This window comes from Arachnia rubra, assembly GCF_019973735.1.
Classification (GTDB): Bacteria; Actinomycetota; Actinomycetes; order Propionibacteriales; family Propionibacteriaceae; genus Arachnia; species Arachnia rubra.
Window position 1 is genome coordinate 581,110 of sequence record NZ_AP024463.1, and the last position, 22,656, is coordinate 603,765.

Here is a 22,656-nt window from a genome sequence, read left to right on the forward strand (position 1 = left end):
CGTGTGGCGTCTTCGCCAGGCTGGTGTTGTTCATCGCGATTCCCAAAAGGTGAGTGGCCCATATGGCTTCAGCTCGACCCTTAGGGGTGAGTCATCTCTACCTTTGTTTGTCCCGCTAGCAGGGTGGATGCGGGCGCCTGGGTGCGGGATGCTGGGGGTTCCCATACACCTGCACGGTCCGGTAATAGGGCCATGCAGATAAAGAAAAATAAAGAAAGGAGCGGTATGAGAACAGCGAGGACGAGGGAGAAGATGGGGCCGGGTTCAGCCCGTTGGAGAGGCCAGAGGCGGCGTTCCATGGCCGCGCTGGTGGTGGGGTGTGCGCTGCTGGCGGGTCCGGTGGCGTCGGCCCTGCCGGCCTATGCGGTGCCCCAGAAATCCGGCACCAATACCCCTGCCCCGGATGAGCCAGGGGCAATACCGAAGGGGCTGGAGTCTTTTTATAGCCAGGAGGTGTCGTGGTATCCGTGCGGCGACACCGGAGGCATACAGAAAACCGACGAGCAGGGCAAGTTCTCGTGCGCGACGGTGACGGTGCCGATGGATTACAGCCAGCCCGACGGCAAGACCATCCAGGTGGCGGTGAAGAAACGCGCCGCGGATGGCGAGCCCCGTGGTTCGTTGTTTATCAATCCAGGCGGGCCGGGTGGCTCCGGCATCGGCTTGGTTGAGGCGGTGGGTAAGAGTTTCTCGAAGGACTTGCTGGCCGGCTACGACGTGGTCGGTTTCGACCCACGCGGTGTCGGCTCCTCCACCCCCATCACATGCCAGGACGCCAAGCCGGCCGAGGAGGCCAGCGCGGAGCACCCCCAGGAGGAGAGCTCCTTTGAGAACTGGGCCCAGGGCTATATGGACGAGGTATCCAAGTTGGAGAAGCAGTGCCGCGAGTACTCCGAGCCGGGTCTGCTGGATCACGTGGGCACCGCTTTGGTGGCGCGGGACCTTGACGTCCTCCGGGCGGTCTCGGGAGAGAAGACCTTGAATTATCTCGGCATGTCCTATGGCACTGAGCTGGGCTACACCTATGCGGAGCTTTTCCCCCACAACACCGGCCGGCTGGTGCTCGATGGTGCCATGGACTCCACCTCAACCAACCACAGACTGACCGTGGAAACAGCTGAAGGGTATGAGAAAGCCCTCCACCGCTACGTCCAGGCCTGTCTGGAAGGAAAAGCCGGCGACAATTGCCCCCTGACCGGCAGCGTCGAGGACGGGGTGCAGCAGATCCGTGACCTCATTACCTCCGCCGACGCATCACCGCTGAAAACCTCCGACCCCGATGTGAAGATCACCGGAGCCCAGCTCACCGGGGCTATCCGGAGATACCTGAGTGGCGGCGCTTGGCCGCAGCTGACCGCGGCCCTGGCTCCTGCCATCGGTCAGAATGACGCCTCTGGCTTCGCCGAGGCCGTCAAGCAGGCTTCGGCTGGTGTAAGCATGGCGGCCTGGACGGCTGTCATGTGTCAGGACCGTCCCGCACAAGGCAACATGGATGCCTGGAAGGCACAATATGAGGAGACCCAGAAGGTTGCTCCCACCTTCGCAGGCGGCGCCAGCTTCGACATGACCTGCGCCGCGTGGGGTCACTACTCTAAGACCGACCCCATCCCGCAGGACGTCCACGCCAAGGGCGCGGCCCCGATCCTGGTGGTGGGGACCGCCGGTGATCCAGCCACTCCGTACCACTGGGCCCAGGCGCTAGCCAGGCAGCTCGACTCCGCCCAGCTGATCACCTGGGACGGTAATGCCCATGTCGCCTACATGCGCGGCAACAAGTGCATCACCACAGCCGTCGACGGCTTCCTCCTGGGCGGCCAGCTGCCACAGAACAACCTCGTGTGCACCACCTGAAGGAAGCCGAGTGAGTTCAGCGATGCCAGTCAGCTTGAGCGTCGCTGAGTTACGCCATGGTGTGGCCTTGCCGAACTCCGGTGGGGCCACACTGTGTCGTATGTGTGTCGTCGTATGCGTCCGACGGCATGGGACCTTCGTCGATGCGTGTTCCTCCAAAGGTCGTAATTGAGGTTCCGTCCTGCGTTCGTAGCGGTGGTGAGGCCTGTGCCGGGATGCTGGTCACATCCTCGGGCAACTGGGTCCTGGGAACCGCAAGAAAGGGAAACGATGATGAAAGCTGGTTCAGGTCTAATCCGTATGGGAAGACGAAGGCGGTCTGTGGCTGCGGCTGTGGTGGGGTGTGCGCTGTTGGCAGCGGGGCCGGTGGCGTCGGCCCTGCCCACGCATGGTTCTCCTGCTGATCCAGGCCATCAACCTGTGGTGCCGGAGGTTTTGGAGTCCTTCTACGGCCAGGAGATCTCCTGGTATCCGTGTGGCGATACCGGCGGTATGGAGAAGACCGAGGAGCAGGGCAAGTTTTCCTGCGCGATGGTGACGGTGCCGATGGACTACAACCAGCCCGACGGTGAGACCATCCAGATCGCGGTGAAGAAACGTGCCGCCGATGGTGAGTCTCAAGGTTCACTGTTCATCAATCCCGGTGGCCCGGGTGGTTTCGGGGTTCACCAGGTTGAGGGTGTGGAGAAGAAGTACTCGAAGGAGTTGCTGGCTGGGTACGACATCGTTGGATTCGATCCCCGCGGCGTCCGCGATCCCCGCGGTATCAGCCCCTCCACTTCCGTCGACTGCGGGGATGCCGAGTCTCCCTTCGAATGGCTCATCAGCCCAGGCCAGCCGCGGGAGGGGCAGTCTTTCGAGGACTGGGCTCAGAGCTATATGGGCAAGGTATCCACGTTGGAGAAGCAGTGCCGGGAACATTCTGAGCCGGGTCTGCTGGATCATGTGAATACGGTTTCAGTGGCGAAAGACCTTGATGTGCTTCGTGCCGTATCGGGGGAGAAATCCCTGAACTATCTTGGCTTCTCTTATGGCACTGAACTTGGTTACACCTACGCGGAGCTCTTCCCGGAGCATGTTGGCCGGATGGTGCTCGATGGTGCTGTGGACTCCACTGTCTCCCATGTGGAATTCGGCCAGGAAGGGATAGAGGGTTACGAGAAGGCGCTCCGCAGCTATGTGCAGGCCTGTCTGGACGGCCAGACTGGTGACTGCCCCTTGGCTGGTGACGTTGAGGAGGGGGTGCAGCAGATTCGTGCCCTGATCGCTTCTGCTGATGCATCACCGATGAAAACCTCCGACCCCGAGGCGAAAGTCACTGGAGCCCAGCTTGCCCAAATCATTCAGATATCTTTTCTGCAGTCTGGGTACTGGCAGCAGTTAACCGCGGCCCTCACGCCTGCAATCACCCAGAATGATGCCTCCGGCTTCGCTGAGGTTATCAAGCAGATGGGATGGTTCAAACCCTCCAATGCAGCCACGCTGCTGGCTGTTCTGTGTCAGGACCGCCCCTCACAAGGGAACATGGAAGCGTGGAAGGCCCAGTACGAGCAGACTCAGGAGCTGTCTCCGACCTTCGGCGCCAGGACAATCAACTTCGACATGACCTGCGCCGCCTGGGGACATTACTCCGCTTCTGATCCGATCCCGCAGGACGTTCATGCCGAGGGAGCTCCGCCGATTCTGGTGGTCGGCGCCACCGGCGATCCGGCCACTCCATATCACTGGTCTGAGGCTCTGGCGGAGCAGCTCGACTCCGGCCACCTGCTGACGTGGGAGGGCAACGCCCATGGTGCTTACGGGCACGAAGATGCTGGGTATTGCCTCACCACAGCCGTCGACGGTTTCCTCCTGGACGGCCAGCTGCCACAAGACAATCTGACCTGCACCAGCTGAATCTGGGCGTCTGTCCCTTATCGAGTCGTGTTGTCTCCGCCTGCTCGCGCGGAGACAACACGACTTTTATGCCTGTTTTATGGCTGGACGCGATCTAGGGCCTGCCGGAGCCACAGCGTCAACGGAGTCACAGTGTCATAGGTAGGGATAGCCATAACGAGGACGATGGTTAGCTCCACAGACACAGGCGGGCCGCGCTGATGTTATAAAACCATGAAGTTTTCACGGGCATCTCAGCAAGTCATCCACCCCGATGCTCCCGGCAGCCCTGCGATCTCGGTGCGGGCACTGACCCGCATCTACGACGTCCCTGGGCGCAAGGATGCCCAGGTGGTCGCCCTGGACGGGGTTGATGCCGACCTGCCGCAGGGCAGTTTCACCGCGGTGGTGGGGGCCTCGGGATCGGGTAAGTCGACGCTGCTGCACACCATGGCGGGACTGGACGAGCCCACCGGCGCCCTCGACCTGAGCGCCGGGCAGGTGGTCCTGGACTGGCTGCGCCGCCTGGCCGAGCAGGGCGCGACCGTCGTCATGGTCACCCACGACGTCGAGGCCGCCGCCCAGGCTGACGCCGTCGCGGTCATGAGCTCAGGGCACCTGGCCGCCTGGTCCGAGACCCGCGACGCCGCTCACATCGCCGAGCTGGTCCACTCCGCCCGAATGCCTGCTCGCACGCCCGGCCACGTGCCCGCGAGCCAGGCCCCGGCGCCGGCCCTCAGCGCCTGCTGACTGGCCGCTCATCCCAAGAAGACGCGCAGATAGGAAAGAAGACCGATCCCATGGCCGCACTCATCTGGAAGGACCTGCGCCACCACGCCCGCCAGTGGCTGTGGTCGCTGCTGGTGACCACCACCGGAGGCGCCTTCATCGACGTCATCATCGTCTCCTGGTACAGCGCCCTGCAATGGTCCGCCACCCAGGCCGACGCCTCGAAGTACAGCTCGATGACCAGCATCCTGGGCTCCAACTTGGTCAGCTACGCGGGCCTGTCCATCGCCGTCATCGTCTCCTCGACGCTGGCGCTGACGGTGACCGCGCAGTCCCGATCCCACGCCCTATGGAAGATCATCGGCATTCCCAGCCGGCGCATCCGGCGCGTCATCCTGGCCCAGATCGGCGCCGTCGGCATGCTCGGCGGCCTCATCGGCGGGATCCTGGCCCTGCCGGTCACCGGCTGGTACCTGCTCACGTGGCACGAGTTCCACGTCTACCCCGCTGACATGCCCGTGGTCATGCCGGCCTTCGCCGTGCCCCTGACCATCGCGATCACCACCGCCTTCAGCATCCTGGGCGGCCTGGGTGCTGCGCGGCGCGCCGCCTCCACCCCGGAGATGCAGGCCCTGCGCGAGGCCGCCTCACCCGCTGCCCGGACCCGCATCTGGCAGTGGATCGTCGCAGGTGTGTTCCTGTTCGGCGTGACCGTGACCCTGATCATCGCAGTGGTCAACCCCAGCGAGCTCACCAGCACCGAGGGGGCGGACCCGCAGACCGCCGCAGAGATGGCCGGGCGCACGAACGACGACTTGATGGGGCTGGGCGGCGCTCTGGTGCTGATGCTGATGATCGCTGCCCTGTGCGTGCCCAACTGGACGATCCGCCCCCTCCTGACGGCATGGACCGCCCTCATTCCCGGGCGCAGCCCCGCCTGGTTCGCCGCCCGGGCCAACGCCCGCCACCGCTCCACCATGAGCCTGACGACGATCGTCCCCTTCGGCATCGCCGTCGGCATGACCGGGGTGGTCTACGCGATCGTGGGGGCGACCCGGGCCTCCGGTGCCGACGGCGGCGTCAGCGGGTTCCTGGCCATCGCCGTGCCCATCTTCATCATCTCGGGTGCGGGAGGTGTCGCCAACATCGCGATGGTCGGCTCCACCTGGCGGCAGGAGGGAGCCCTGCTGGGCGTTATCGGGGCCCGGCGCTCCACGCTCATGGCCACCACGATCCTGGAGGGCGCCATCTACGCCATCACCGGCATCCTGTTCGGGCTGATCGCCACCATCCTGAGTGCTGCCGGGTCGGCCGTATTCTCCGGGGGAGGGATGCGCGTCTTCCTCGCGGCCCTGCCGTGGAGCACGCTCGCGCCGGTGGTCGCGGTGGTGCTCGTGCTCGCCGTGGCTACTACCTGGCTGCCTGCCCAGTTTGATCGCCGCCCCATGATGGACCGGCTCCGCCAGCCCGTGTGAGCCGGGAGTACGGGGTTGGCTCGCTTTCGCCACGGCCGGTGGCCGCCAGTGTGTGGGCTGGGTGTCTCTTCTGGCGGTCGAGTCGTGTCGTTCTGGGAGGTTCTGCCCTGATAGTGATGTGGTTGATGGCCGTGCCGGTGCGATGGCGTCACTGTGGGGGTTGTCCCTGTTCTTACCCCGACTTCCCGCCAAGGTGATTGAAACAGGGAGCACGTCTGTCGGAGGGTGAGGAGATGAGGATCCTGAGTCCCTTGGGTATCTCCAGACTGGGAGCGCTTCCATGAGGTGGTGTCTTCAGCTGGTCGTCTCGCGCTGGCGTGAAGCCTGCGGGAACACAGACAGCCACCTGAGGGGTGCCTATTTCAGCCCTTAAGGGAGGGTTTTCCCTACCTGGGGCGTGGTGCCAGCAGGATCGATACGGACGTCTGGTTCCGGGATGGTGGAAGTCCCAGGCAAGCGGGGACTGTACGAGAAAGGAAATCAATGGTTATGAGGAGAACTGATCTCATTCGTTCAAGGAGGCAGCGGAGGCGGTCCCTGGCTGCGGTGCTGGTGGGGGGTGCGCTGCTGATGGGTCCGGCGATATCGGTTCTGCCGGCGTATGCGACACCGCAGAAGGACGGCACCAGCACCTCCACTCCTACCCCAGACGGTTCAGGGAGCAATCCGACGGTGCCTAAAGGGTTGGAGGCGTTCTATAACCAGGAAGTGTCGTGGTATCCATGCGGCGATACCGGGGGCATGGAGAAGACCGAGGCGCAGGGCAAATTCTCCTGCGCCATGGTGACCGTCCCAATGGACTACAACAACCCAGACGGCACAACGATCCAGATCGCAATGAAGAAACGCGCCGCTGATGGCGAATCTCGTGGTTCGCTGTTCATCAACCCCGGCGGCCCGGGCGGCTCCGGCATCCAGTTGGTTGAGGCGGTGGATAAGAATTTCTCGAAGGAGTTGCTGGCCGGGTATGACGTGGTTGGCTTCGACCCGCGCGGGGTGGGCTCGTCCACCCCTATCGACTGCGGGGATGCTCAGCTAACCGCTACGGATAAGCCGCAGCCTGGTGAGTTCTTCGAGACGTGGGCTGCGAATTATCTTACGCAGGTCCGTGAGTTCCGGGAGCAGTGCGAGGCGCACTCCGAACCGGGCTTGCTGGATCATGTGGGTACGGTCTCGGTGGCAAAAGACCTCGATGTCCTCCGCGCGGTTTCGGGACAGAAGGCTCTGGATTATCTTGGTATGTCCTATGGCACTGAGCTGGGTTATACCTATGCCGAGCTCTTCCCCAAGAATGCGGGGCGGTTGGTGCTTGACGGTGCGGTGGATTCCACCTTGTCCCATGCGGAATTCTCTTTGGGCCACATCGAGGGATATGAGAACGCCCTGCACAGTTATGTGCAGGCCTGTCTGGAAGGGAAAGCTGGCGACAGTTGTCCGCTGACTGGTGGTGTGGAGCAGGGGGTGCAGCAGATTCGTGACCTCATCGCCTCCGCCGACGCATCACCGCTGAAAACCTCCGACCCCGACGTGACCATCAATGGCTCCCAGCTCACCCAGTCCATCCAGATATACCTGAGAGGGGGCGCTTGGCCCCAGTTGACCGCGGTCCTGACCCCTGCCATCACCCAGGGCGATGCGTCCGGTTTCGCTGAGGTCGTCAAGCAGGCCTCGGCAGAGGGGAGCATGGCAGCGAACACGGCTGTCTACTGTCAAGACCGTCCCTCGCAGGGCGGGGCGGATACCTGGAGGGCCCAGTATGAGAAGGTCCAGGAGGTTGCTCCCACCTTCGCGGGCGCTGCCAGCCTCGATATCACCTGTGCGGCCTGGGGTCACTACTCCGAGACCGACCCTCTCCCGCAGGACGTCCACGCCAAGGGCGCGGCCCCGATCCTCGTGGTCGGCACCACCGGCGACGCTGCCACTCCCTACAAGTGGTCCCAGGCTCTGGCTGAGCAGCTCGACTCCGCACAGCTGATCACCTGGGAAGGCAACGCCCACGTCGCCTACCCGCGCGGCAACAAGTGCATCACCACAGCCGTCGACGGCTTCCTCCTCGACGGCCAGCTGCCACAAGACAACCTCGTGTGCACCAACTAACCCCCCAACCTATGGGTGGCCCTGCCGAGCCCCGGCAGGGCCACACCCGCAATCGCTGGGGCCAACTACCGTGAGAAGACCAAGCCCCTCGATCCCACAACAAACTGCTGCCAGGCATCCAAAGACCAGCTCTCCGCGCCGCTGAAACGCACTACCACACCGGCCCAGGCTGCCAAACCCGCCGATGAAACAAGGAAAGTGGGGGACCCAACCCCCCATTGATTGACACCGTCTATTTTGTGTGGTTGGCTGAACCACAGAAGTTGAAGACAAAGGAATCAACGCCTCGGATGCCGACCAGGGCTTCTGGCCTGAGCGCATCAGACCTTGGCGGGCAAGTCGCCGGCCACGGCTGAAGCGTTCCACTGATCCGATGCGGACCTCAAACCGGACGCCGTTTCCATCAGCCATCGGAATGCAGCGTCTTTGTCGTCTCAACTTTCCTCAGACTAGGCAGCACCCATCCCAGGGTTGAAGGAGACTCCATGACGAAAATTACGAAACGAGGAGTGGCGCTGCTCGTCGCGGTTGCGGCAGCGGTCCTCGCGGTGGTGGCCGGTCCGCGCACCCCGCACATCGACGGAAACACCTCCGGTGATGCCGACCTGGCGGCCCGGGTGCGTTCCCTACTGCCCGACGACGCGGGGCTAGAGGCGCTGCACGTCTCGGTCATCTCGCCCGAGGGGGTGAGGCATGCGGGGCTGGGCTCCTCCGATGGTGTCGTGCCCGACGAGCACAGCCGCTTCGGCCTGGGGTCGGTGACCAAGACCTTCAACGGCCAGCTGCTCGCTGTGGCCATCGCCCGCGGCGAAGTGGCCGAGTCCGACACCCTGGCCACACACATCCCCGAATTGGAGGGTAGCCAGGCCGGGACCGTGACCCTGCTGGAGTTGGCCACTCACACCTCGGGCCTGCCCCGCGAGGCTCGCTCGGATTGGGTGTGGCCGTGGGTCTCCGGCAGCGAGTTGGCGTCGTCCGGCGACCGGGCGCCCCAGGGCGAACAGGAATTCCTGCGGCAGGCCGGGACGCTGGCCTTGAGCACCCGAGGCACATTCAGCTACTCCAACCTGGGCGCTGACCTGCTCGGAATCGCCCTGGCGCGCGCCGCCGGGGCTGCCTCCTGGCAGGACTATGCGACGGCCCGGCTCCTTCAGCCCCTGGGCATGAACGACACCGTGTTCACCTCGGTCGACGACGCCGTCACCGTCCCCGAGCGCGCCATCAAAGGCAAGTGGGAGAACGGGCGTACGGTGATGCCCGGCACGCCCGGCCAGTACGACCTCCCCGCAGGGCATTCGACCTGGACCACGGGCGCCGACATGGCCCGCTACGCCCAGGCGGTGATGGACGGCACCGCTCCAGGTGGGACGACCGCCTGGCAACCCCGCCAGAGCATCAATGACACATACCAGATCGGCTACCTGTGGTTCAGGTGGCGCCTGGACGATGACCGTTCAGCGATCTTCCACGAAGGCGGCCTCGCCTGGTACGGCACCGTCGTGGTCATGGATCCGGCCTCAGGCCGGGCGGTGGTCGTCATGGCCAACACCGCGCTGGCCCAGCTTGACTCCCTGGCCCAGGCGCTCCTCGACGACAGCCAGGAACCCGTCCCCTCGCAGGCCAGCCTCAGAGGAGGCGTCGACAAATTCATCTTCCCCTTCCCGCTGGTGCTTGCAGCGGTGCTGGTGGCCGTCTCACTGTGGGCCGCGTGGCGGGCAGAGCGGCTGGGATCCCGGCTGGCGACGGTGATCCGGGCAGTGGACGTGCTGGCGTGGGCGGCCCTGGCCGCGGCGCTGGGTCCGTGGTCGTCGATTCCGGGCTGGACCTACGCCCTGATGCTCCTGCCCGGTGCCTACGCGATAGTCCGCATGGCCTTGCGATGGCGTGAGCTTCCCTGGCAGCCCGGTCCCGGCAAGCTGCGCTGGTGGCTGTGGGCGCGCCTGGTTCCGTGCGTGGCCTTCGCGGTCCTAGTCCTGCTCGTCGTCATGCCCAAGGGATGAGCGGTCCGTGGCGCGTTCGGCCAGGGTCGATACGGGCGTCTGGTTCCGGGATGGTGACAACACCCAAGCAGCTGGGCGATCCGGCTAGGAGATCGTCCAGGCGAGAAAAAGAGAAAGGAAACCAATGACAATGAGGAAAACTGATTCGGGTTCGGCTCATTCCGGTTGGCGGAGGAAACGGTCCCTGGCTGCTGCCCTGGTGGGGGGTGCGCTGCTGGCGGGTCCGGCGATATCGGCTCTGCCTGCCTATGCCGTGCCGCAGGGATCCGGCTCTCATACCTCTGCCCCGGACGACCCGGGGAATAGCCCGGCGGTGCCGAAGGGGCTGGAGTCTTTTTATAGCCAGGAGGTCTCGTGGTATCCGTGCGGGGATACCGGGGGCATGGAGAAGACCGAGGAGCAGGGCAAATTTTCCTGCGGCATGGTGACGGTACCGATGGATTACAACAACCCGGACGGCACAACGATCCAGATTGCTGTGAAGAAGCGGGCGGCGGATGGCGAGTCTCGGGGTTCACTGTTCATCAATCCGGGCGGGCCGGGCGGGTCCGGTGTCCAAACAGTTGAGGGGGCGGAGCAGAGTTTCTCGAAGGAGTTGCTGGCCGGCTACGACGTGGTCGGTTTCGATCCGCGGGGTGTGGGCTCGTCTACCGCCATCAAGTGCGGAGATGCCACTCTGGGCATGGAGGCCAGCAAGGAGAAGCCGCAGCCGGGGGAGGCCTTTGAGACGTGGGCTGCGAACTACCTTACGAAAGTCCGTGAAGCCCGGGAGCAGTGCGAGGCCCACTCCGAGCCCGGCCTGCTGGATCACGTGAACACCGTCTCGGTGGCGAAGGACTTGGATGTGCTGAGAGCGATATCAGGGGAGAAGTCCCTGAATTACCTCGGCTTTTCCTATGGCACTGAACTGGGCTACACCTATGCCGAGCTCTTCCCGAAGAATGCCGGTCGACTGGTGCTTGACGGTGCGGTGGATTCCACCATCTCTCACCAGGATTTCGACCTCGACAGGGCTGAGGCCTTCGAGAATGCCCTGCACAGCTATGTGCAGGCCTGTCTGGAAGGAAAAGCTGGCGACAATTGCCCGCTGACCGGTGACGTGGAGCATGGGGTGCAGCAGATTCGTGACCTGATTGCCTCCGCCGATGCATCACCGCTGAAAACCTCCGACCCCGATGTGAAGATCACCGGAGCCCAACTCGCCCAGGCCATCCAGCTGCCTTTCCTGCAGTACGGGCTCTGGCCACAGCTGACCGCGGTCCTGGCTCCTGCCATCAGCCAGGGTGATGCCTCCGGCTTTGCCGAGGCCTTCAAGCAGATCTCGAATGGTTTAAGCACGGCAGCTTACCTAGGTGTTCAGTGCCAGGATCGTCCCGCACAGGCCGATGTGGACGTCTGGAGGGCTCAGTATGAGGAGGCCCAGGAGATCACTCCCACCTTTGCTAGCGCTGCCAGCCTCGATGTCATCTGTACCGCGTGGGGTCACTACTCCGAGACCGATCCTCTCCCGCAGAACGTCCACGCCGAGGGTGCGGCTCCGATTCTGGTGGTGGGCACCACCGGTGATCCCGCCACTCCCTACAAGTGGGCTGAGGCTCTGGCCGAACAGCTCGACTCCGGGCAGCTGCTGACCTGGCAGGGCAATGCCCACTGCGCCTACGGACGCGGCAGCTCCTGCATCACCAAGGCTGTTGACGGCTTCCTCCTCGACGGCCAGCTGCCTGAGGACAACCTGACCTGCACCAGCTAACACCTCAATATCCCTGAGAGTCGTGTTGCCCCGCATAGCCGTGCGGGGCAACATATTTTTACCCACGGATGGTGGCCCGCAGCCGTATAGACATGCCGTCACCACCGGGCTGTGTCCTCTTCCTCCCCGGACCTCCGCAGTCCGGTGAACACGTTCTAAGCTCCCGTCCTCATAGCGTTCGCCGTCGCCCCCGCGGAAGATGTGGTCATCCGAAGCGGCCGGTGATGTAGTCCTCGGTGGCTTTCTTCTCCGGGTTGTGGAAGATGCGTTCCGTCGGGCCGATCTCGACCAGGTGGCCCGGTTCGCCCTGCGCCTTCAGGTTGAAGAAGGCCGTCTCGTCGGAGACCCGGGCGGCCTGCTGCATGTTGTGGGTGACGATCACGACGGTGTAGTGCTCTTTGAGCTCGTGGATGAGATCCTCCACGGCCAGGGTGGAGATCGGGTCCAGAGCCGAGCAGGGCTCGTCCATCAGCAGGACATCGGGCTGCACCGCGATCGCGCGGGCGATGCAGAGCCGCTGCTGCTGCCCGCCCGATAGGCCGACCCCGGCCTTCTCCAGGCGGTCCTTGACCTCGTTCCACAGGTTCGCGCCACGCAGCGCCTTCTCGACGGCCTCGTCGAGGACCGTGCGGTTCTTCTCCCCGTTCAGGCGCAGCCCCGAGGCGACGTTCTCGTAGATCGACATCGACGGGAATGGGTTGGGCCGCTGGAACACCATGCCGACCACCCGGCGTACCGCCACCGGGTCGACGTCTGGTCCGTACAGGTCGGTGCCGTCCAGCAGCACCTCGCCGGTGCAGTGGGCACCCGGGATGACCTCGTGCATCCGGTTCAAGGTGCGCAGCACCGTCGACTTCCCACAGCCCGATGGGCCGATGAAGGCCGTCACGCTACGTGGCTCGACCACCAGGCTCACGCTGGAGACGGCGTGGAACTTGCCGTAGTAGATGTTGAGGTCCTTCACCTCGATGCGCTTCGACATGACTCCAGTATCTCCTTCCACGTCGACTGCGTACGCTCATTTGAGCCGGTTGCGGCTGGCGATGCGCTTGGCGATCAGGTTCAGCGCCATCACGATCAGCACCAGCGTCAGGGCGGCGGCCCACACCCGGTCCGCACCCGGCTGCCCCTCCGGGGTGGCTATGCCGGAGTTGATCATGGTGGGCAGGGCGCCCATCGAGGTGCCGAATGGGTTCAGGAACAGGTTCTGGGTGTAGCCGATCAGGATCAGCAGCGGTGCCGTCTCACCCATCACGCGGGCGATGCCTAGCACCACCCCGGTGAGGATGCCGCTATAGGAGGTCGGCACCACGATCCGCAGGATCGTCTTCCACTTCGGCACCCCGAGTGCGTAGGAGGCCTCCCGCAGCGAGTCCGGGACCAGCTTCAGCATCTCCTCCGTGGACCGCAGCACCATCGGCAGCATCAGCAGCGCCAGCGCCAGCACCGTTGCGAATGCCGACGGCCGCTGCCCGAGGGTGGTGATCAGCAGGGCATAGATGAACAGGGCCGCGACGATCGACGGCACCCCCGTGAGGACGTCGACCATGAACGAGACCACCCGGGCTGTCTTCGTTCCCCGGCCGTACTCGACGAGGAAGATTGCGCCCAGCATCCCGACCGGGACCGCGATCACCGCCGTCAGCAACCCCAGCATCAGGGTGCCGTAGATCGCCTGCAACGCCCCGCCCCGGGTGTCGGTGGCCTGTGCCGACCCCAGCGGCGTCGTCCACCACTGCAGCGACGGGGCACGTGCATCCCCCGAGCCCGGGTCGGTGATCATGACGATGTTGTAGGGCCGGCCGGGGTCGGGGGAGGCAGGGGCTGAGGTCTGGGTGCGGTAGGTGTTCACCCTCTCACCGACCGCGGCGTACCGCCCGCCCGGGATGTAGCGCCACTCGACGGCATCGTCAGCGGGTGCGGTGTTCACGTCCCCGCCGCAGACCTCGGATGCGACCCGCACCCGCTCCGACCTGTCCATGCAGATCACGTGATAGTCGGCGCCGACGCTGTACAGCAGCGGGGCGCCTTTGACGGCCACCGAGATCAGGATCCACAGCAGCGGGATGGTGGCTGCTGCGACACAGAGCCACACGAACGCCGTCGCCAGGTTGTTCTTGACCGCGCGCATCCCGGAAGGACGCTGTAGGTTCAGGGCACCGCGGCCAGCCAGGGGAGCCATCAGGACTTCGCCTTCCCGCGCTCGGCGACGACGCGTGCCAGGGCGTTGACCGCGAACGTCAGGACGAACAGGACCAGGCCCGCGGAGATGTAGATGCCGGCCTTGTAGGTGGTGTCGAACTCGGCGGCATTGCGGGCGATGATGGACGCGAAGGTCTCCCCGCCGTTGAACACTGAGACGTCGAACGAGCTGGCGGACAGGATCAGCATCACCGCGATCGTCTCGCCCAGCGCACGGCCCAGTCCCAGCATGGCGGCCGCCGTCGCCCCCGAGCGTCCGTAGGGCAGCACCGTCATCCGGATGACCTCCCAGCGGGTGGCGCCGAGCGCCAGGGCTGCCTCGATCTGCTCCCGTGGGGTTTGCGCGAATACGTCCCGGGTGACGGCCGTGATGATCGGCAGGACCATCAGGGCCAGCACCAGCGACGCCGTGAACACCGTGCCCGGGGAGGCCACCTCGGTGCTGCTGAACAGCGGGAACCAGCCCAGGTGTTCCTGAAGCCAGGCTGCGACGGGCTGCAGGGCTGGGCCTAGCACCTTGATGCCCCACAGGCCGAAGATCACCGACGGGACCGCCGCCAGCAGGTCGACGACGAACCCGATCCACCGGGAGATAAGGCCCCCCACGTACTGGGTCAGCAGCAGCGCGATCCCGACCGCGACCGGGACCGCGATCACCAGCGCGATCAGCGACGACAGCACTGTCGTCCACAGCAGCGCAGCGACCCCGAAGTGCGGGGGGCGGGCGGAGGAGTCGAAGGTCGTCGAGGTGAAGAAGTTCGCGGTGTTGTCGTGCAGCGGCTGCCAGGCGCTGCTGAGCAGGAATACCCCGATGATCAGCACCACCACGATGATGATGGCGCTGGATAGGCGTGCGGAGCCGCCGAACAGCAGGTCGCCGAGATGGGTTCTCCTGCCCGGGCGGGGATCGCGGCTGCCTCCAGCCGGGGAGCCGGTGGCTTCTGAGACGTCGGGTGTGGTCATCGTGTTACCCCCGGTCGATGGGCTATGGGGTGCTTGCGTGGCTGGTTCATTGGATTGCGGAGACGACTCCGTTCACCCGCTCCCGTAACTCGCCGGGCAGGGGAGCGTACCCAAGCCCCTCCAGAGAGGCCTGCATCTCCTCGGACGCGAACATGCCAAGGAAGTCCCTGACCAGCCCGGGACTGGGGCCGCCCGCGGAGCAGACAATCTCGTAGGTGGCCATGACCAGCGGGTAGGCGTTGCCGTCCGGGGAGTAGTCGAAGCCGAGGCGCAGGCCACCGTCGTCCTCCTCCACCGCGGCTGCTGCCACGGTCCGGCTGGCGGTCTGCCCCGAGAGCTCCACGCCATTGACCCGGGCCACTTTCAGGTCGCGTTCCAGCGCGGCTCCCCACTCCAGGTAGGTGATGGAGTTGGGCGTGCCCGATATGGCGTCGGCGACCCCGGCGGTCTTCTCCTTGCCCTCACCCCGGGAGGCGGGCCATTTCTTCGCCGAGTCGTGCGCCCAGATGTCGGTGGCGGCGGCGTTCAGGTATCGCGTGAAGTTCTCGGTGGTGCCTGACTCGTCGGCGCGGTAGAACACCGCGATCCTCGCATCGGGCAGGGCCGTCCCGGGATTCGCCGCCGCGATGGCCGGGTCGTCCCAGCGGGTGATGTCCCCGTCGAAGATCCTCGCGATCAGCTCACCGGTGAGGTTCAGGTCCGTGACCCCGTCGACGTTGTGGGCGACGGCTATGGGGCTGAAGACCAACGGCAGGCTCCAGGCGGCGTTGCCCTGGCAGCGTCTGGCGGCCCTGTCGGTCTCGATCACCCCGTCCCGCTCCATGCGGTGGAGAGGGGAGTCGGACCCGGCCAGAGCGGTGCCGCCCCCGAGAAAGGCCTTGACCCCCGCACCGGAGCCCGAGGTGGTGTAGTCGATGGTGGCGCCGGGACAGGCCGCGGTGTAGTCCTGGATCAGCTTCTCCATCGCGGTTCGCTGCGAACTCGCGCCCTCCGCCTTGAGCGCCCCGCCCGGGCAGCCGGGCCGGTGGGTACCGGCGGTCCCGGGAACGGGCTGGACGGCGACGCTGCCACTCCAGCAGCCAGCCAGCAGGGCGCTACAGCCCAGCGCCGCGGTCAGGCGCAGCCTCAGGTGAAACCTCACAGTCGCCGAATCTAGGGACACAAGGTGACGTATCACCTACACCCGGGTTAACAACAGATGAACGGTGGGGGGCGTCTCCTCGCGGCTGGGCCGGGCCGCGGCTGAGCTGTTGTGCCGGTTTGCCCGGGGTCACCCGACTATGCCATCCGACTATACAGTCCGGCCTCGCCGTCGAGTCGCCGCTTCGTCATGAAATTATCCCAGTTTCCTGGTGAAACTTGGCCGAAAGTCCGCGATACAGTGCCGGAAAGTTATCACACCTGGCTATGATAATTGCACGTCACGAAGGAGCGTGAGGAATGAAACCTACACGAGAAACCAGGGCTAGAGGTCTCGCCCGGATGGCGACCTCCCTGGCCCTCAGCCTGGCAGTTGTGCTGTCGTTCGGTGGGTCCGCCGCGGCAGACGACGCCAAGGAAGAAGCACTTCCGGCCACCCCGCCAGCGCCGCCGAGCGTGCCCAGCTACGGCACCACGGTCAAGGCCGATGGCACGCCGGTTGCCGTCGTCGTCAGCGGCGGCGCTGGCGGCAAGCTCAGCATCGTCAACCTGAACACCGGCGAGTCCACCGCCAAAGACTTCGACGATGGGGGAGCCGATGCGCAACCCTGGGGCTTTGCCACCCTCAAGGACAAGACAGTCCTCATAGGGGCTGGCAAGGGACTTTATCGTTATAACCCCGCTGATGACTCGGTCGAGGTGCTCAGCAAGGCGGGCGTCCCGGGGTATGAGCAGGTTGCGGGCCGGGCGGACTTCATATGGGATATCGCGGTTGACGAGAACGATACGGCTTATATCGCGACCCAGGTCTCCCCGGAACGTGGGGAGGGCGGCAATGTGCTGACCTGGAGTGCGTCCGGCGGCTGGGGCGTCCTCAAGGGTGGCGACCCTGTTGAGGCGGGGCAGCAGCATGTCCGCAGCATCGCTTACGAGAACGGCAAGCTGTACACCACTGTCGGAGCCGGAGATCCGAAGGTCTACCAGGTCGACGCGAAGACCGGGGAGAAGAAGGTCATGCCGCTGCCGAAGGAGGCCCTCCAGGACGCCTCCCTCATGTACCGGCTTGAGGTGAAGGCCGGGAAGCTCTACGTCGGATACGGCAATGACACAGGCACCCTCGTCCTCGACATCGCCAGCGGTGCCACCAAGCCGTTGCCTGGTAACGTGGCCAGCCATATCGTTACCCGCCCAGATGAGCCCAAGAAGGTCTACTACTGGAGTAAGCCCGAGGGTCAGACCGCTCAGCTTACGGAGTACGATCCCGATAGCGGCCAGGCGGCCGCGCTGTTCAGCTATGGCAGTCTGCTCAGCCGGATGAGCCCCAATGCCTGGGCCACCCACGACGCGTTCGTCTCCATCGAGATGAACGGTGGGCGGATGACCACCTACAACGCCAGCACCGGGGAGGCGAACCTCCTTGAAGGCAAGATCACGCCGTCCGCGCGCGCCATCCAGTCGATGGTGGCGGCCGACAACGGCAAGCTGTTCGCGTCGTGGTACATGGCGACGAACAAGATGCTCAGCGCCACCCCTGGGGCGAACGTTGGCGATACGAAGTACAACCTGGTGGACTCCCCCGTCGGACAGGGTGAGGGCCTGGCGGTCAATGGCGAGACCCTGGTGTACGGGTTGTACTCCGGAGCCAAGATTGGTGCGCGCTCCACAGCGGACGATGCCGCTCAAGCGGGAGATCCCCAGCAGGTCGGCGGGGCGCAGGACCGCCCGTATGCGATCACGCACACCACCGATAACATCTTCGCCGTCGGCACCGTGCCCTCGGATGGAAAACTCGGCGGAGCCCTGTCTCTCTACGACGCCAAGAGCAACAAGATTCAGAAGGTCTACAACTTCAGCGAACTGAAGTACGCCAGCGGCGTCCCGACGGATCGTCTCGCCGAGCAGTCCCCGATTTCGATGGCCTACCGGGACGGCAAGCTCTACATCGGCACCACCGTCCGCGGCGGACACACCGCCCGCGCCAAGGATGGGCAGGGCAACCTGCAGGAGGCCCAGCTCGTCGAGTTCGACGTTGCTAAGGGTGTGGTGACGCGCGTTATCAACCCCTTCGAGAACGAGAAGCAGAACGCCATCACCGCGCTGACCTTTGGTGACGACGGACAGCTCTACGGAACGACCGGAAGCTACGTGTTCAAGGTCAACACCGGTTCCTTCGAGGTCACCAAGAACCGCCTGGCCGAGGGCGGGGAGATCAACCGGAGCTGGCTGGTGCAGCGCGACGGCAAGCTGTTCGGCGTCCTGCAGGGTCAGCTGTACGCGATCCAGGCGAGCGACCTCACCGGGCAGGTCATCGCCAGCAGCGAGAAGGGTGCGGTCAGCGCTCTGACGCTGTCGAAGGACGGCTACCTGTACTACGCACGCGGAACGACAATCTACCGGAACAGCTACCTCCGGTAAGTTCACCCAGACCACCCCGGCACCTGACTCGTTGCCGACGTCCGTGGTCCCAACGCTGGGTGACGTGCCCGGCACCACGGACTAGCCGGGGTACAAGAAGACATGCCGGGCAGGAGGGGTGCCTGCCCGGCATGTCGAGTATGAGAGCCCCGGAGGCCACAGCCTCCGGGGCTCTTTCCTGTCCTTTTCCTTGCGCCCAAGTCCACGACGTGTCCCACGTCCAAGGCCCTGTCCCTGGCCGTGGTCTCCAGGAGGTCCCAGACACTACGCGCCCTGCCCGCGCCCCCTCAGGCCGCGCAGTCTCCCGAGCCCCCACAGCAGGTAGGCCAGGACCAGGAAGCCAGCGCTCAGCATCCCTATCCATGACCACCAGCTGGGGAGCGCGGGGTCCAGGAAGGCATACCTGGGATGGTTGCGCTGCGCGTCCCAGGCGTAGACGAACAGATAGGGAGCCAGCGTCAGCGTCCAGGTGAGCGGAACCCACCAGGCCAGCCGGGACTGGTTGCGGCCCACCAGCACCCAGTCGGCGACGGCCAGTACCGGCAGCACCAGGTGGGGGATGAAGCTGACCGGTTCGCTGAGGTCGCCCGCCATGATGAATCCGAAGACCAGACCCGTCAGCAGCGCCGCGCACGCCGTCAGGCCGCGCAGCCACCCCTGGTTCCCCTCCAGTCGCTGGCGGACAGGACGGTCCCGCAGGAGCAGCGGCCGCAGGACGCCCGCCAGCGCCACCAGGAAGACGAGAATGTTTGAGATCGTCGTGAAGTAGAGGGCCTGGTTGATCACCTCCGGCAGTGAGCGGAGGGGGCCGAACATCAGGACCAGGCCGGTGCCTGAGATCAGGGTGAGGACCAGCCGCCACGACACCGTCAGCACCAGCGTGGTGTGACTGGCTGGCGGCAGCAGGTCGTTCTGGCCTGGTGTTCTTAGCTGGGGAAGCTGAACGGGGTCTGGGGTCATGCACGCATGATCCCACCTCAGGGGGACGCCGGCCGTGCAGGAGCTGAGAATTCTCAGGCTATGAACCGCAGCTGGTGGGGTTCGACGGCGTGGGCCAGGGGAGAGCCACGCAGCCAGGCCTGGATCTCTTCAGCGACGATCCGGCCCTGCCGGAGCCTCCCCTCATACGTGCCCGCGGCGCGGTGCGGGGTAGTCAGCACGTTCGGCAGGCTGCGGAAGTCGCTGCCCGGCGGCAGGGGCTCCTCGTCGAACACGTCGATGGCGGCATCCAGGCGTCCCGAACGCACCTCGGACAGCAGCGCCGCCTCGTCCACCAGCCACGACCGCGCCGTGTTGACCAGGCCCGCCCCGTCAGGCATCAGCGCCAGCTCCCGGGCGCCGATCAGGTGCCGGGTCTCGGGCAGCGACGGGGCATGCAACGCCACGATCCGTGCCCGGCTGAGGCCCTCGTCGAGGGACACCAGCTCGGCGCCGAGCCGTTCGGCGTCCTCGCAGGTCAGGGTCGGGTCCACCAGCAGCGGGCGTGCCCACAGCGCGGAGAGCAGCGACAGGTAGGCCCGGCCGGTCCGGGAGGCGCCGATCACGGTTACCACCGACCCGCTGAGCTCACGCTGCGGGCCAAATACGTCCGTATTGGAACAGTCGTCGCCCCTACGCATCGCATGGTCCATGCGGTGGACCCGGTGCAGCAGCGCCAGGGTGAAGGTCAGCGACACCTCCGCGACCGCGGGTGCCATGGCCTGCCCGGCCTGGGTGACGTGGATGCCCCGGGCGAACACCTCGTCGGTGATGAACGGCCGGACGCTGGCTCCGGTGTGCGCCACCAGGGCGAGCGACGGCATCCGGTCCAGCAGCTCCGCATCCAGCCGGGGGAAACCCCAGCTCGTGACGAGGACCTGCACCTTGCTGAGGTCGTCGACCGCGGAAAGGTCCTCGACGTGCAGCGGCGCGGCCTCTCCCAGGGCCGCCGCGGCGGTGCGCAGCAGCTGCTGGGAGGCCGCATCGAAGAATTCCAGGTGCAGCGCGTCGGGCACGACGATGAGCAGCGCAGGTGTGGTCATCAGTGTTGGCGTGGTCATGTCAGCCATCCCTCCAGGTTCTCGGCGATGAACTTCTCGTCACACAGGTGTGGGTAGGTGCGACGTACACGGGTGATCTCGGCAGCCTGCCGGGGCGACAGCGTGGCGGCTGGGTCCAGGCACCAGGTGCCGGCCAGCAGGCCCTGCTGGCGCAGCAGCTCGTGGACGCCGGGGATGACGCCCTGGAAGTTGTTGGCCGGGTCGAAGAGGGCCTGGTTGATGTCCAGCAGATCGGTGCTGATCCGGTTCAGCTCGGTGCGGGCGCGATCGTCCCCAGCGGCAGCCCGGTGAGCGAGCCCCAGCATCCGGACCGCCGCCCTGGTGCCAATCGCCCACTGGCCCAGCAGCCCGCCGACGAAACGCAGCGTGACCGGTCCGTCGGGCCCGGGAAGGTGATACTCACTGAGCAGGTCCGGGATGATCGCGTCGTCGTTGCCGGTGTAGAGCGCGATCTGGTGGGCGCGGCCGGACTCCGCGACGCCCCGCATGAGTTCGAGGGTGCGGTAGCGGTCGAAGGGCGCTGCCTTGATGGCCACTACGGCCTCGATCTGACAGAACTCCCGCCAGAAGTGCCGGTCGAGCACCGGGCCGCCGATCGCGGGCTGCAGATAGAAACCGATGATCGGCATGACCTGGGCGATGGCGCGGGCCCGGTCGAGGAGCCGTCCTGGGGTCGGGTCGTCGATCTGGGGGCTGACCAGGACCGCGTCGTAGCCGAGGAGGCAGGCTGTCTCGGCTTCGCGGACGGCCTGCCGGGTGGGTCCTGCGACCCCTGCGATGCGCACCACGCCACTCGCGGCATGGGTATTGAGCTCCTCGGCGGTCAGGGCGAGGACCGGCTCGAACAGGGAGTGGACGGCGTCGCGGATCTCGAACTGAGTGGCGTGGACGCCGATGGCGATTCCCCCAGCCCCGGCGTCGAGGTAGTAGCGGGTCAGCGCCCGCTGGCGGGCGATGTCGATGGTCAGCCGCTCGGTCAGCGCCAGCGGATGGGCAGGGATCACGGTCCCGAGCGCCAGCGTGCGCGCCGCGCTCGTGGGCATCGAGAGCCTGGCGGGAGTACGCCGCATGTCAGAACTTCCCGTCCCGTACCGCCCACTTCGTGGGTTTGCCGAGCACCGGCAGCCCGTCGCGGATCCAGGCGGCCTGCCACTCGATGAGCTGGCTGGCAGTCACCTCGGGGCGGCCGAAGAGCTCCAGGCAGCGTGTCGCGTCGCTGAGCAGCGCTGTCGCCTCCGGGGAGCCGGTGAAGCGGGCCTCGCACCCGAACAGCTCCGCAAACCGGTGTGCCACCTGCCGGACCTCCAGGAGCTCCGGACCGGTCACATTGAGCGTGAACACCTCGGGGCTGGCATGTCCGAGGCTGCGGAGCACCACCTCGTTCGCGTAGCCCTGCCAGACCACGTTGACGTATCCGGTGGCGAGCGGGACCGGCTTCCCGGCGACGACGCAGGATGCGATGTCGGCGAGCACCCCGTAGCGCAGGTCGATGGCGTAGTTGAGACGGATCACGCTGAGCGGGGTGCCCCAAGACCGGGCCGCGAACTCGAACACCCGCTCCCTTCCGAGACAGGACTGCGCATATTCCCCGACGGGAGCGGGAGGCGTCGTCTCGGTGGCACCGCCGCTCTCCGGGGTGACGAAGGGGTAGACGTTGCCCGTCGACAGCGTCGCCACCCGGGAGCCGCGGTAGCGGCGCGCCACCCGGCCTGGCAGCGCGGTGTTGACCTCCCACGCCCACGCCTGATTGTGCCCGGCCCCGAACTTCGCGCCGACCAGGTGGATCACCTCGGCGGCGTCAGGCAGCGCGGACAGGTCGTCCTCCTCGATCAGGTCGAGGGGGAGCACCATCACCCCCGAGCCGGCCAGGCTCCGGCGCAGTTCCTGGCTGGGGAACCGGGAGACCGCATATACCGCGTCGCCGCTGCGGCCCGCGGCGTCCAGGCCGGCCCGGGCGAGCCCCGCCAGCGAGGGCCCCATCTTGCCGCCCGCACCCAGGATGACCAGGTCTCCCGACCGGGACCGCAGGTCCTTGACCAGGGCTGGGGACGGGGCGGCCAGCGCCTGTTCCAGGGTCACCTCGTCTGTGAACCCGTGTGGTGTGGTGGGGGGTCTCATCT

Annotated in this window: 16 protein-coding genes; 8 read left to right on the plus strand and 8 right to left on the minus strand. The window is 65.7% G+C overall.

Features of this window, described 5'->3' with window-relative positions:
* Positions 1–297 precede the first annotated feature (297 nt).
* From SK1NUM_RS02505 to SK1NUM_RS02535, 7 genes are all read left to right on the plus strand, one after another.
* Complete coding sequence (locus SK1NUM_RS02505) at positions 298–1,851, plus strand: alpha/beta hydrolase (protein WP_212324952.1); 1,554 nt, start codon at positions 298–300, stop codon at positions 1,849–1,851.
* A gap of 321 nt (positions 1,852–2,172) precedes the next feature.
* On the plus strand, positions 2,173–3,747 hold the full coding sequence (locus SK1NUM_RS02510; protein WP_212324954.1) for an alpha/beta hydrolase: 1,575 nt from the start codon (positions 2,173–2,175) through the stop codon (positions 3,745–3,747).
* A 213-nt stretch (positions 3,748–3,960) separates the two neighbouring features.
* The gene (locus SK1NUM_RS02515) at positions 3,961–4,476 is read left to right on the plus strand and encodes an ATP-binding cassette domain-containing protein (RefSeq protein WP_212324956.1); all 516 of its coding nucleotides are present in this window, start codon (positions 3,961–3,963) and stop codon (positions 4,474–4,476) included.
* A gap of 50 nt (positions 4,477–4,526) precedes the next feature.
* Positions 4,527–5,930: an ABC transporter permease gene (locus SK1NUM_RS02520; protein ID WP_212324958.1), complete on the plus strand. Its 1,404-nt coding sequence runs from the start codon at positions 4,527–4,529 to the stop codon at positions 5,928–5,930.
* A 489-nt stretch (positions 5,931–6,419) separates the two neighbouring features.
* Entirely contained in the window at positions 6,420–8,027 is a 1,608-nt protein-coding gene (locus tag SK1NUM_RS02525; RefSeq protein ID WP_212324960.1) for an alpha/beta hydrolase, read from the plus strand.
* 485 nt (positions 8,028–8,512) lie between these two features.
* Positions 8,513–10,027: a serine hydrolase domain-containing protein gene (locus tag SK1NUM_RS02530; protein WP_212324962.1), complete on the plus strand. Its 1,515-nt coding sequence runs from the start codon at positions 8,513–8,515 to the stop codon at positions 10,025–10,027.
* 130 nt (positions 10,028–10,157) lie between these two features.
* The gene (locus SK1NUM_RS02535) at positions 10,158–11,777 is read left to right on the plus strand and encodes an alpha/beta hydrolase (RefSeq protein WP_212324964.1); all 1,620 of its coding nucleotides are present in this window, start codon (positions 10,158–10,160) and stop codon (positions 11,775–11,777) included.
* A 205-nt stretch (positions 11,778–11,982) separates the two neighbouring features.
* Here SK1NUM_RS02535 and pstB read toward each other — a convergent pair whose 3' ends face one another.
* The 4 genes from pstB to pstS are packed head-to-tail and all read right to left on the minus strand — an operon-like array spanning position 11,983 to position 16,083.
* Positions 11,983–12,759 carry a phosphate ABC transporter ATP-binding protein PstB gene (gene pstB, locus SK1NUM_RS02540; RefSeq protein ID WP_212324966.1) on the minus strand — a complete coding sequence of 259 codons (777 nt, stop codon included), beginning with the start codon at positions 12,757–12,759 and terminating at the stop codon, positions 11,983–11,985.
* Positions 12,760–12,795: 36 nt separating this feature from the next.
* Positions 12,796–13,959 (minus strand): phosphate ABC transporter permease PstA, encoded by a 1,164-nt coding sequence (gene pstA, locus SK1NUM_RS15290; protein ID WP_317988073.1) that lies wholly within the window; start codon positions 13,957–13,959, stop codon positions 12,796–12,798.
* Positions 13,959–14,942 carry a phosphate ABC transporter permease subunit PstC gene (gene pstC / locus SK1NUM_RS02550; protein ID WP_223927751.1) on the minus strand — a complete coding sequence of 328 codons (984 nt, stop codon included), beginning with the start codon at positions 14,940–14,942 and terminating at the stop codon, positions 13,959–13,961. The genes pstA and pstC overlap by 1 nt, the downstream gene beginning before the upstream one ends.
* 46 nt (positions 14,943–14,988) lie before the next feature.
* A complete protein-coding gene (gene pstS, locus SK1NUM_RS02555) occupies positions 14,989–16,083 on the minus strand; it encodes a phosphate ABC transporter substrate-binding protein PstS (protein WP_212324968.1) in 1,095 nt (364 codons plus the stop codon).
* Between the two features lie 299 nt (positions 16,084–16,382).
* Between pstS and SK1NUM_RS02560 the strand changes: the two genes are divergently transcribed.
* Complete coding sequence (locus tag SK1NUM_RS02560; protein ID WP_212324970.1) at positions 16,383–18,497, plus strand: ligand-binding sensor domain-containing protein; 2,115 nt, start codon at positions 16,383–16,385, stop codon at positions 18,495–18,497.
* Positions 18,498–18,761: 264 nt separating this feature from the next.
* On the opposite strand, the gene SK1NUM_RS02565 is transcribed toward SK1NUM_RS02560, so the two are convergent.
* From SK1NUM_RS02565 to SK1NUM_RS02580, 4 genes are read right to left on the minus strand one after another with little or no spacing between them, the layout of a single operon-like run.
* Positions 18,762–19,457 carry a hypothetical protein gene (locus SK1NUM_RS02565; RefSeq protein ID WP_212324972.1) on the minus strand — a complete coding sequence of 232 codons (696 nt, stop codon included), beginning with the start codon at positions 19,455–19,457 and terminating at the stop codon, positions 18,762–18,764.
* 53 nt (positions 19,458–19,510) lie between these two features.
* Entirely contained in the window at positions 19,511–20,536 is a 1,026-nt protein-coding gene (locus SK1NUM_RS02570; RefSeq protein ID WP_223927753.1) for a hydroxyacid dehydrogenase, read from the minus strand.
* Entirely contained in the window at positions 20,533–21,606 is a 1,074-nt protein-coding gene (locus tag SK1NUM_RS02575; protein ID WP_223927755.1) for a dihydrodipicolinate synthase family protein, read from the minus strand. Before SK1NUM_RS02575 ends, SK1NUM_RS02570 begins: the two co-directional genes overlap by 4 nt.
* Before the next feature lies 1 nt (position 21,607).
* Positions 21,608–22,654: an NAD-dependent epimerase/dehydratase family protein gene (locus tag SK1NUM_RS02580; RefSeq protein WP_212324981.1), complete on the minus strand. Its 1,047-nt coding sequence runs from the start codon at positions 22,652–22,654 to the stop codon at positions 21,608–21,610.
* Positions 22,655–22,656: the final 2 nt, after the last annotated feature.